The following is an 11872-nucleotide window of genomic DNA, read 5'->3' as shown; positions in this document are numbered from 1 at the left end:
GGCCGCACCGTATTCCGCGTCTCGCTGCCAATGGCGCCGCGCGAGAAGAAGAAGGAGTCCCGCTGAAATGGATGGCACCATTCTCGTCGCCGACGACGACCGCACGATCCGCACGGTCCTGACCCAGGCGCTGACGCGCGCGGGCTGCAAGGTCCATGCGACCTCATCCCTCATGACCCTGATGCGCTGGGTCGAGGAAGGGAAGGGCGACCTCGTCATCAGCGACGTGATCATGCCCGACGGCAATGGTCTGGACGCCTTGCCCCGCATCTCAAAGATGCGCCCCGGCCTGCCGGTCATCGTGATCAGCGCCCAGAACACCATCATGACCGCGATCCAGGCGGCCGAGGCGGAAGCCTTCGACTATCTGCCCAAGCCCTTCGACCTGCCCGACCTGATGAAGCGGTCCGCCAAGGCGCTGGATCAGAAACGCCGCGCACCCAAGGTCGTGGTTCCTGCGCGAGAGGCTGGCGATGACCTGCCGCTGGTCGGCCGCACCCCCGCGATGCAGGCGCTCTACCGCCTTGTCGCCCGCGTGATGAACACCGAGCTTGCCGTCCTTGTCACCGGCGAATCCGGCACCGGCAAGTCGCTCATCGCCCGCGCGATCCACGATTTCTCGGACCGCCGCACGCTGCCCTTCGTCGTCGCGCAAGCTGCCGACCTGCAAGGCGTCGACGGCCCGGCGACCCTGCTGTCGAAAGCCCGCGGCGGATCGATCGTCTTTGACGAAGTCGCCGATTACGACGCCGACACCCAGGCCCGCGTCGTCCGGATGCTGGACATGCTGGGCGACAAAGCCCCCCGCGTCATGGCCACCAGTCAGAACGACCTGTCTTCGCGGATGGACGCAGGCCAGTTCCGTCAGGACCTGTACTACCGGCTTGGCGGCGTAAGCCTGCACGTGCCCAGCTTGCGCGAACGGGTCGAGGATATCCCGCTTCTGGCCGAGCATTTCCTGACCAAGGGCGAGCGTGATCTTGGCACGGTCCGCCGCCTGTCGCAGGGGGCCAGCGATCTGGTGCGCGCCTATTCCTGGCCGGGCAACGTGCGCCAGCTGGAGAACACCATCCGCCGCCTGCTTGTCACCGCCTCGGAAACCGAAATCGCGCGGGCCGAGGTCGAGCAGGTCCTGGGCCAGCAGCCCAGCCCCGAACCCCTGGCCGGGGCGGGGTCGGGCGACAAGCTGTCCGCCTCGGTCGCGCGGCATCTGAAACGCTATTTCGATCTGCATGGCGGGCAACTGCCACCAGCGGGCGTCTACCAGCGCATCCTGCGCGAGGTCGAGCTGCCGCTGATCGAAATCGCGCTCGACGCCACCGCTGGCAACCAGGCGAAATGCGCGGACCTGTTGGGCATCAACCGCAACACGCTGCGCAAGAAGATCACCGATCTCGACATCCGCGTGACCCGGCGCCGCAAGTTGATGTAGATCAGCCACATTGAATGTGTCTTTCCGGTTTCACCCGGTCGCGCATCAAGATATAGTGGTCGGGGGGCAAGGAACCCCCGGCTGACGTGCGGGACAGGGTGGATCGGGCAGTTCACAGGGATGTCTGGCTAAGGTTTTCCCGGCTGCGGCGGCAGCGTCGGGTGCAGACGGCCGTCACCCTTGGCCTTGTCTTCCTGGGCCCGGTCCTGGCCGTGGCAACTTTCCTGGCGCTTGGGTCGATCAATCAAAGTGCTGCCTCTCCGGTCCTGCGCCTGATCCTCCTGGCCGACCTGATCTATGTGCTGGTCATCGCGGCCCTGGTCCTGGCCCGTGTCGCCCGTCTGATAACCGACCGCCGGTCGAAATCCGCAGGCTCGCGGCTGCACATGCGCCTCTCCGGCGTCTTCATGCTGATCGCGCTGATCCCCACGGTCCTTGTCGCCGTCTTCGCGGTTCTGTCGATCAACATCGGGCTTGAGGGTTGGTTCTCGGACCGGGTCCGCTCCGTGGTCGGCTCGTCTCTCTCGGCCGCCCAGGCTTATGAGGCCGTGCAGCGCGACGACCTTGCCGACGACGTGGTCACCCTTGCGGGCTACCTCAACGACGCCAAGCGCCGCACTGCCTTTCTGCGCGATGACCAGCTGCGCCCGCTGCTCAGCCAGGCGCAGCAGGTGATCCAGCGCGGGCTGAAAGAGGCCTACCTTGTCGATGGCACCGGGGCGCTGAAGACCCGCGGCGAACGCTCGTACCTCTTCGACTTTGAACCCCTGACCGAGGAGCACCTGAAGCTTGCGCGCGACGGCAACACCGTCCTGATTCCCGACTGGTCCAACAACGAATTCCGCGCGCTGATCTTTCTTGAGTCCTACACAGACCGCTACCTCTACGTGACCCGCACGGTGGATGGCTCGATCCTGACGCTCCTCGACGAGACTCAGGAAACCGTCCAGCTTTACAACCAGCTTGAATCCGAACGCGGGCGGCTTCTGTTCAACTTCGGCCTCATCTACCTTGGTTTCGCGCTGATCCTGATCCTGGCGGCGATCTGGCTTGGCCTGTGGTTCGCCGAGCGCCTCTCGCGCCCTGTGGGTCGGCTGGCGGGGGCAGCCGAAAGGGTAGGCGGCGGCGATCTCGACGTGCAGGTCACGGAAGAGGACGGCGATGACGAGATCGCGTCCCTGGGCCGCCTCTTCAACCAGATGACCCGACAGCTGAAAGGCCAACGCGAGGCTTTGGTGGAAAGCCATGCCCAGACCGAAACCCGGCGGCGGCTGTTCGATTCCGTGCTCTCGAACGTCACCGCCGGGGTGATCGGCCTGGATAGCGACGGCAACATCGACTTCGTCAACCGCGCCGCCGAAAAGCTTCTGGACTTTGCGGATGGCTCTGACCTGCCGCTTGCCGCCGCCGTCCCGGAGTTCGCGCCCCTCTTCGACCGCCTCCGCGATGGCACGGGTCTTGCCGTGCAGGAAGAGGTTCGCCTGACCCGGCGCGGCAAGCTGGAAAGCCTCCTCGTCCGCCTGTCCCCCCGACGCAGCGAAGCGGGCGAGCTGGAAGGCTACGTCGTCGCTTTCGACGACGTGACCGACCTTGTCAGCGCGCAGCGCATGGCCGCCTGGGGCGACGTCGCCCGCCGCATCGCGCATGAGATCAAGAACCCGCTGACCCCGATCCAGCTGTCGGCCGAACGCATCAAGCGCAAGTTCCGCACCCAGGTCCGCGACCATGAGGATCTGGAGCAACTGACCGATGTGATCGTCCGCCAGACCAACGACCTGCGCCGGATCGTCGACGAATTCTCCAAGTTCGCCCGGATGCCCGAACCTGACCGCCGCGATTGCGACCTGGCCGCGCTTCTGAAAGGCGCGGTGCTGTTGCAGGAAAACGGCCAGCCCGGCGTCCGCTTCGTCAAGGACATCCCGACGGGCGAGCTGCACCTTGACCTCGACGCCACGATGATCGGTCAGGCCTTCACCAACCTGATCAAGAACGCCGGGGAAGCGATTGAATCGCATCAGGAAAAGGCTAAGCCTGCGGACTTTGTGCCCGAAATCCGCGTGACGCTGACGGCCGACGACACCGAGGCTGTGATCCGCATCAGTGACAATGGCACCGGCCTGCCGCCGGACCGCGCTCGCCTGTTCGAGCCCTATGTGACCACCCGCGAAAAGGGCACCGGTCTGGGCCTGCCCATCGTCAAGAAGATCATCGAGGAGCACGGCGGTACGCTTGCCCTTCTTGACGCGCCCCTGTTCGACGGAAACGTCCACCCCGGCGCAATGGCCGAGATCCGCCTGCCGCGCGCCCTGCGCAAGCGGTCGCGCACCCATATTCCGCTGGGCGCAGCGCCCCCCGAAAAGTCTTCAGACACGCCTTACGACAAGGAAGCCCACGCATGAGCATTCTCATCGTCGACGACGAACAGGACATCCGCGAACTGATCGGCGACATTCTGCGGGACGAGGGCTATACCACCCGCCTCGCCGCCAATTCCGACGACTGCATGGCCGAAATCAACGCCGATCCGCCGGCGCTGATGATCCTTGATATCTGGCTCAAGGACAGCCGGATGGACGGGATCGACATCCTCAAGACCGTAAAGCGCGACAATCCCGACATTCCGGTGGTGATTATCTCGGGTCACGGCAACATTGAGATCGCCGTCGCGGCGATCAAGCAGGGCGCCTACGACTTCATCGAAAAGCCCTTCAACATCGACCAGCTGATGGTCGTCGTCGCCCGCGCGATGGAAACCAGCCGTCTGCGCCGCGAAAACCAGGAACTGCGCCGCCGCGACGTCACCTCGGCCGAGATGGTCGGCTCTTCCCTGGCCTTCAAGACGCTGAAGGGCAACCTCGACAAGGTCACCAAGTCCAACGCCCGCGTCATGCTGACGGGCGAGCCCGGCACCGGCAAGGAAATGGCGGCGCGCTACATCCACATGCAGTCCAGCCGGGCAACCGCGCCGTTCATCACCGTCTCCTCCGCCTCGATCGAGCCGGAGCGGATGGAAGAGGTGCTCTTTGGCCGCGAAACCGCGGAACGCGGCATCGAACCGGGTCTGATGGAGCAGGCTCATGGCGGCATCGTCTATTTCGACGAGGTTGCCGACATGCCGCTGGGCACCCAGTCCAAGATCCTCCGCGTGCTGACCGAACAGCAGTTCACCCGTGCGGGCGGCACCGACAAGGTCCGCGTCGATCTGCGCGTCATCTCCTCGACCTGCCGCGACCTGCGGGCCGAAATCGGCAGCGGCCGCTTCCGGCAAGAGCTTTACGACCGCCTGAACGTCGTGCCGATCGCCGTCCCCTCGCTTTCCGCCCGGCGCGAGGACGTGCCGGAACTGACGCGCCACTTCATCGACTGGTTCCACAAGACGCAAGGGTTGCCGAACCGCAGCCTGTCGGAAGAAGCGAACACCGTGCTGCAGACCCTGCCATGGCCCGGGAATATCCGGCAGCTGCGCAACGTGATCGAGCGCATCCTGATCCTTGGCGATGGCACCGGCCCGATCGAGGCGTCCGAGATCCCCGGCAACGAGCCCAAGGCCGAGGCGGAAAGCGCGCTGTCCCTTTCCGGCACGGTGGCGACGCTGCCCCTGCGCGAAGCGCGTGAGCTTTTCGAACGGGAATACCTGCTTACCCAGATCAACCGGTTTGGTGGCAACATCAGCCGCACCGCCAGCTTCGTGGGCATGGAGCGTTCGGCGCTGCACCGCAAGCTCAAGTCGCTGGGGGTCGTCGGGTCCACGCGCGGGGGCAGGGGGTTCTCGGACTTCGACGAGTAGGCCCCGATGTCCCCCTCACCCTAACCCTCTCCCCCGGAGGGGAGAGGGAACCTGTCGCGCCTGGGGGAGGCTCCTGCGCGTCCCTCGCATGGTCCGGCGCGAAAGGCTGTCCCAAGGCTGCAGCGGTCCACATGCCCCATTGGCAACAGAGTTCCGCTTAACCCGCCCTTTACCAGATTGCGCGACGGTTCCCCCGGGCGTCCCCTCTCCCCGCGGGGGAGAGGGCCAGGGTGAGGGGGCATTGATGAAGCAGACTGACCTGTCCAAGGCGCAAGCCAGACACCGGCGCGCGGAATTGACCCCAGCCGAGCGCGCCTTGTGGGACGCCCTTCGCAACCGCCGCTTAATGGGTCTCAAAATCCGACGTCAGGTGCCCATCGGCCCCTATATCGCCGACTTCTACTGCGCAGAGCACCGCCTGATCATCGAAGCCGGCGACTCTGGCCAGGGCTCCGCCCGCGACGTGGCGCGCGATGCCTGGCTGGCCGCACAAGGCTTTTGCGTCCTCCGGCTTTGGACCCGGGAGGTCCTGACCAACCTTCCCGGCTGCCTCGACAGCATTGCTGCCAAAGTCCCGCAACATTGACCCTTCCGCTGTGATCTGACATGCAGTCCCGGACGACGGATCGCGGGGAATCTGATGAAGGTGATCATCTGCGGCGCGGGTCAGGTCGGCTGGCAGATCGCCCGCCACCTTTCCGGCGAAAAGAACGACGTCACGCTTGTCGACACCAATGCCGACCTTGTCCGCCGCGCCACGGACACGCTGGATGTCCAGGGCGTCGTGGGCTTTGCCAGTCACCCCGATGTCCTGGCGAAAGCCGGGGCTCGGGATGCCGACATGCTGATCGCCGCGACCCATTCGGACGAGGTGAACATGGTCACCTGCCAGGTGGCGCATGTTGTCTTCAACGTCACCCGCAAGATCGCCCGCATCCGCGCGCAGAACTACCTTGATCCGCTTTACGGCACCCTGACCAACCAGGAAGGCCTGGCCATCGACGTGGTCATCTCGCCCGAACGCGAAGTGGCAGAGGCCGCGCTGCAGCGTCTGGCCGCGCCCGCGACCTTCGATACCGAAAGCTTCATGAACGGCCGCGCCCAGCTTCTGGGCATTCAGCTGACCGAGGATTGCCCGGTCCTGAACACCCCCCTGCGCCAGCTGAACGAGCTCTTCTCGACCCTCCGCGCCATCGTGGTGGGCATCCGCCGCGAGGACCGGCTTTTCGCCCCCGATCCCGGCGACCAGCTTTATGCCGAGGATCAGATCTACGTCTTCACCCATTTCGAGGACGTGAACCGCGCCCTGGAAATCTTTGGCAAGAAGACGAAAAAGCAGGAACGCGTGGTCATCGTCGGGGGTGGCAACGTCGGCCTTGCCGTGGCGCGTGCCCTGGAAGCCCGCACCGACCGCATCCGCGCCAAGATCATCGAAAAGGACCGCGCCACCGCCGAAGCCGCCGCCGACGCGCTGGAGCGGACCATCGTGCTGAACGGCGACGGGATGGACATCGACCTGTTGATGGAAGCCTCGATCGACCGGGCCGATGCGATCCTGGCCGTGACTGACGACGACAAGACCAACCTCCTTGTCGCGGTGCGCGCCAAGCAGGCAGGCTGCCAGATGACCATCGCGCTGGTCAACGACCCCACGCTTGCCCCCCTGATGGCACCCCTGGACATTGACGCCTACATCAACCCGCGCGCCACCACCGTCTCGTCGATCCTGCGCCACATCCGCCACGGCAGGGTGCGCGCCGTCTACTCCATCGGTGACGCCGAGGCCGAGATGATCGAAGCGCAGGTCCTCTCCACCTCGCCCCTCGCGGGCCGTCTGGTGCGCGACATCGAGTTCCCTGAAGGCGTGCTCGTCGGCGCGGTGATGAAGGGCGACCGCGTCCTGAAACCCACAGGCGACCTGCGGATCGAGGCCGGCGACGTCATCGCGCTTTTCGCTATGGCCAAGGACGTGCCCGAGGTCGAGCGCCTCCTGCAAGTCTCCATCGACTTCTTCTGATGCTGGCGCGGCTGGCAGAACTGCCGCTTCTTGTGGTGCTTCTTGGCCTTGCGGGGGCCATCGCGCTGGTGCCTGCGGTCTATGCCTTCGGGGTGAACGACCACGAACATGCGCGCGACTTCTTCTATTCCGCGCTGATCCTGCTGGTTCTGACGGTGATGCTTGGCATCGCCACTGCCGCCTATCTGCCCCGCGACCCCGCGCGCAGCCATCTGGCGGCTCTGGTCCTGGCCTATGCCATCCTGCCATTCGCCCTGGCGCTGCCGCTGATGGAGGCCTTGCCCGATACCTCGCTGGTCAATGCCTGGTTCGAGATGGTCTCGGCCTTCAGCACCACGGGCGCCTCGGTCTATCCGCCGGACCGGCTGGCCGACGCGGTCCACCTCTGGCGCGCCACGGTGGGCTGGTTCGGCGGCTTTCTGATCATCCTGGCCGCCTATGCGATCCTTGCGCCGCTGAACCTTGGCGGGACCGAAGTCTCGTCCGGCCGTGTCCCCGGTCGGGGTGCGGCGGGGACCGCCCAGGTCGCCCGCACCGCCGACCCCGCCCTCCGGCTGACCCGCTTTGCCCTGATGCTGTTTCCGGTCTACGGCTCGATCACCTTTCTTCTGTGGTGTGGCCTTCTGGTGCTTGGCGAAAGCGGGATTTCGGCCCTGATCCACGCGATGGGCACGCTGTCCACCTCGGGCATCACCGGGGCCACCGCCTTCCAGGACGCAGGCGCCGGCGCGGGCGGAGAGGTGCTGATCTTCCTCTGTTTCGCCTTCGCCATCACCCGTCGCGCGCTTCCCGGCGTCCGCCTGGCAGAGAACCGCCGCCCGCTGCTGAAGGACCCCGAACTGCGCCTGGCGGCACTGCTGGTCCTGAGCGTGACCCTGATACTGTTCCTGCGCCACTGGTTCGTCGCAACCGAGACCGAGGGCGACGCCGCCGAAGTCCTGCCGTCCTTCTGGGGCATCCTCTTCACCGCCACTTCGTTCCTGACCACCACCGGCTATGTCTCTTCGCACTGGCAGACGGCTGCCGACTGGTCCGGGATCGGCACCCCCGGCCTTGTGCTCCTTGGCCTTGCGATCATGGGCGGCGGCACTGCCACGGCGGCGGGCGGAGTCAAGCTTCTGCGCGTCTATGCCCTGCTGCGCCACGGCGAGCGCGAGCTGGAGAAGATCATCCACCCGAACTCCATCGGTCGCGGCGGCACCGAGGCGCGCCGCCTGCGCCGGGAAGGCGCGCAATTCGCCTGGGTCTTCTTCATGCTTTTCGCCACCTCGATCGCCGTGGTTTCGGCGCTTCTCCTCCTTGCCGGGGTGGGTTTCGAGCAGACGATGGTCCTTGCGATCGCGGCCCTGACCACGACGGGCCAGCTGGCCGAACTTGGCGCAGCCCAGCCCATCGCCTATCACGACCTTGGCGATCCGGTGAAGATCATCCTCGGGTTGGCGATGGTTGTCGGCCGGCTGGAGACGCTGGCGCTGCTTGCCCTGATCCTGCCCAGCCGCGGCCGACGCTAGTCCCGCCCGGCTAACAGCCTGATTTTTTGCGCTGGAAACTCCCGCCCGCCCGCTTCATACTTGGCCCAGCCGTGTCAAGCGGCAAGAACAGGGCAACGAAGAACGACCACGACGCGACAGTGAAGCGATAGAAAAACAAGGCACAACAACGATGGCCGCTGACAAGCAAAACCTGCAAGACGCCTTTCTCAATCATGTCCGCAAAGCCAAGGTCCCCGTCACGATCTTCCTGATCAACGGGGTCAAGCTGCAGGGCGTGATCACCTGGTTTGACAATTTCTGCGTGCTTCTGCGCCGCGACGGCCAATCGCAGCTTGTCTACAAGCATGCGATTTCCACCATCATGCCGGGCGCGCCGATCAGCCTCTATGAAGGGGAAGACTGATCTCCAGACCGCCCCAGGATGACGACGACCTCCTCGCCAAGCGCGAGGGTCAGCGCCTGCGCGACACCGCCGCAGCAGCGACGCGCACCTATGTCCTGCATCCCGCGCTGAAGTCGTCCAACGCCCGCCGCCTGCCCGAACACGGGCTGGCCGAGGCGGTCTCTCTTGCCGCCGCACTGCCCGAGCTTGAGGTTCGGGGGGCCGAGGTCATCCGCCTGTCCAAGATCGCCCCCGGCACGCTTCTCGGCTCTGGCAAGGTGGCCGAGCTGAAGGACCGTTTCCACGACGACCACATCGACCTTGTCATCGTCGATGGCAGCGTCTCGCCGGTCCAGCAGCGCAACCTGGAAAAGGAATGGGGGGTCAAGCTTCTCGACCGCACCTCGCTGATCCTGGAGATCTTCGCCGACCGCGCCCGGACCCGCGAAGGTGTGCTGCAGGTCGAACTCGCTGCCCTCAGCTACCAGCGCACCCGCCTGGTCCGCGCCTGGACCCACCTTGAACGCCAGCGCGGCGGCTTCGGCTTTGTCGGCGGCCCCGGCGAAACCCAGATCGAATCCGACCGCCGCGCCATCGACGACCAGGTCATCCGCCTCAAGCGCCAGCTGGAGCAGGTGGTGAAAACCCGCGAGCTTCACCGCGCTGCCCGCGCCAAGGTGCCGTTCCCGATCGTGGCCCTCGTCGGCTACACCAACGCCGGCAAGTCCACCCTCTTCAACCGCATCACCGGGGCGGACGTGCTGGCCAAGGACATGCTCTTTGCCACCCTCGACCCCACCATGCGCGGCGTCACGCTGCCTTCGGGCGCGAAGATCATCCTGTCGGACACCGTCGGCTTCATCTCCGACCTGCCCACCCAGCTTGTCGCCGCCTTCCGCGCCACGCTGGAGGAGGTCCTCTCCGCCGACCTCATCCTCCACGTCCGCGACATCTCCCACCCCGAGACGATGGAACAGGCCGCCGACGTGGCCGACATCCTCACCTCCCTCGGCGTCGGCGAGGACACCCCCCAGATCGAGGTCTGGAACAAGCTCGACCTCGTCGACGCTTCCCAGCGCGAAGCGCTTGCCGCCCAGGCCGCCCAACGCCCCCGCGTGCTGCCCGTCTCGGCCCTGACCGGCGAAGGCGTCGACAAACTCCTCACCCTCATCACCGCCACCCTCGACGCCGACCGCACCGAGGCCAGCCTCACCATCCCCTTCTCCGACGGCCGCAAACGCGCCTGGTTGCATGAACAGAACATCGTCCACCAGGAAACCGAGGCTCAGGATGGCTGGCACCTCACCGTCCGCTGGACCGCCCGCCAGCAGAACCGCTACCGCAAGCTCTGACCTGATGTGGGCGCTCCGCCAGCCTCCCACTTGCCTCGCAGCCTTTGATCTTTGCCGAAAAATCCCCGCCAGAGGCAGCGCCCGGCTTGCCCGGGTGCAGCGCCCGGTCGCGCAGGCGACCCGCGACCCGAAGCCACACATCGCCCGTCAAGGGCATGCCCCACCACTTTCGCCCCCGGCAACCCCGGACCGCAGCCCTTTCATGCTGGCACAAATATCCCCGCCGGAGGCCGCACCGACCGCCCAGGGGCGCAACCCCGGGCATGGCGCGCCATGATCCTCCGTCTCATCACCCTCTGGACCACTGCCGCCACAGCCCTTCTGGCCCATGCCCTTCTCGGCATCCCCGGCGACTATCTCGGCCAAGGCTACCCGCAATACCCCGGCCTTACCGTCACGGTCCTCGAACTTGCCTTCGTGGCCCTTGCCGCGACCTTGCCGATCCCGCTGGTGGCGGCTGCAGCCCGCTGGGTCGGTCTCCGCTGGCTTGCCCTGCCGCCCCTGATCCTTCTGTGGCTTTGGGCCGCCTCGGTCATGATCCAGCCCTTCGCCATCGACTTCGGCACCACCTGGCGCGGGACCGAGGCACTGCGGGAACTGTTCCTGCACCGCGTCCACACGCCTCTGGCGCTTCTCAGCCTGATCGCCGTTTCCGCCTGGACCCTCGCGCCGCGCCGCGCCTGACCCGGCATCCCGCTGCCCGAGCGCTTTTGCGTCCTTCACGCAAAAGCGCGAGACAAAAGGCTTGCGCGTCAGCGCTCATCTTGAAAACCGCCCCAAGCCGCCCATGCCCCCCCCGGCCTGCCCATGCGCCGTGGCGCACTCAGCCCCCGCGCGGGCGTGCCAGATAGACGCTGTCGCACCATTCGTCGCGCCAAAGCAACGTCCGTTCCGCCCGATGCGTCTCGTGAAAGCCCAACCGGTCCAGCAGCCGCAACGAGGCCGCATTGCGCGGGTCGACCTCTGCCGTCAGCACGACCCCGGCAAACTCCGCCTCCAGCGCCGCGATCACCGCCGTCATCGCCTCGAAGGCCAGCCCCCGGCCCCAGTGATCGGGGTGCAAGAGGAACCCGACCTCGGGCAACTCCCAGGCCCCGGCCTTGCCGATGACCGTGCCATCCGTCTCGATCAGCCAGTCGCGGCTGCCGTCTGCCTGATCCACCAGAAAGCCCAGCCAGTGACGCGTCTCCTCCACCGTCTCGTGCTCGGGTCGCGACCAGTAGCGCATCACGCGCGGGTCCGACATCAGCCGGTGGACGGCGTCCAGATCCTCCCAGACCGCCTGCCGCAGGACCAGGCGCTCGGTCCGCAGCGTCGGGACGCTCACTGCCCCTCCGGCGTCAGCACCATCACGCCCGCCGCCGCCGCCCGCGCCAGCTCCGGGTCCAGCGACATCGGGATGTATTCCC

At 66.2% G+C, this 11872-nt stretch carries 10 protein-coding genes; 9 read left to right on the top strand and 1 reads right to left on the bottom strand.

The window, feature by feature from the left end; translation table 11 throughout:
- Window positions 1-67: 67 nt before the first annotated feature.
- The 9 genes from U1E69_RS12060 to U1E69_RS12020 all read left to right on the top strand — a co-directional run bounded on the left by U1E69_RS12060 (window position 68) and on the right by U1E69_RS12020 (window position 11147).
- Window positions 68-1432 carry a response regulator gene (locus tag U1E69_RS12060; protein ID WP_322244618.1) on the top strand — a complete coding sequence of 455 codons (1365 nt, stop codon included), beginning with the start codon at window positions 68-70 and terminating at the stop codon, window positions 1430-1432.
- Window positions 1433-1530: 98 nt separating this feature from the next.
- Complete coding sequence (locus tag U1E69_RS12055; RefSeq protein ID WP_322244617.1) at window positions 1531-3831, top strand: PAS domain-containing sensor histidine kinase; 2301 nt, start codon at window positions 1531-1533, stop codon at window positions 3829-3831.
- Window positions 3828-5219 carry a sigma-54 dependent transcriptional regulator gene (locus U1E69_RS12050; protein WP_322244616.1) on the top strand — a complete coding sequence of 464 codons (1392 nt, stop codon included), beginning with the start codon at window positions 3828-3830 and terminating at the stop codon, window positions 5217-5219. Before U1E69_RS12055 ends, U1E69_RS12050 begins: the two co-directional genes overlap by 4 nt.
- 244 nt (window positions 5220-5463) lie before the next feature.
- Entirely contained in the window at window positions 5464-5805 is a 342-nt protein-coding gene (locus U1E69_RS12045) for an endonuclease domain-containing protein (protein WP_322244615.1), read from the top strand.
- 54 nt (window positions 5806-5859) lie between these two features.
- On the top strand, window positions 5860-7236 hold the full coding sequence (gene trkA / locus U1E69_RS12040; RefSeq protein ID WP_322244614.1) for a Trk system potassium transporter TrkA: 1377 nt from the start codon (window positions 5860-5862) through the stop codon (window positions 7234-7236).
- Window positions 7236-8747, top strand: a complete 1512-nt coding sequence (locus tag U1E69_RS12035; protein ID WP_322244613.1) for a TrkH family potassium uptake protein — start codon at window positions 7236-7238, stop codon at window positions 8745-8747. Before trkA ends, U1E69_RS12035 begins: the two co-directional genes overlap by 1 nt.
- A 151-nt stretch (window positions 8748-8898) precedes the next feature.
- A complete protein-coding gene (hfq, locus tag U1E69_RS12030; protein WP_008028786.1) occupies window positions 8899-9132 on the top strand; it encodes an RNA chaperone Hfq in 234 nt (77 codons plus the stop codon).
- Between the two features lie 56 nt (window positions 9133-9188).
- Window positions 9189-10463 (top strand): GTPase HflX, encoded by a 1275-nt coding sequence (gene hflX / locus U1E69_RS12025; protein ID WP_322244619.1) that lies wholly within the window; start codon window positions 9189-9191, stop codon window positions 10461-10463.
- Window positions 10464-10736: 273 nt separating this feature from the next.
- A complete protein-coding gene (locus tag U1E69_RS12020; protein ID WP_322244612.1) occupies window positions 10737-11147 on the top strand; it encodes a hypothetical protein in 411 nt (136 codons plus the stop codon).
- A gap of 139 nt (window positions 11148-11286) precedes the next feature.
- Here U1E69_RS12020 and U1E69_RS12015 read toward each other — a convergent pair.
- A partial coding sequence (locus U1E69_RS12015) for a GNAT family N-acetyltransferase (protein ID WP_322244611.1) occupies window positions 11287-11872 on the bottom strand: 586 nt, incomplete at its 5' end.

Origin of the sequence: Tabrizicola sp. (assembly GCF_034366665.1) — a bacterium.
Lineage (GTDB): Bacteria > Pseudomonadota > Alphaproteobacteria > Rhodobacterales > Rhodobacteraceae > Tabrizicola.
This window is presented reverse-complemented; position numbering and strand designations above follow the sequence as displayed.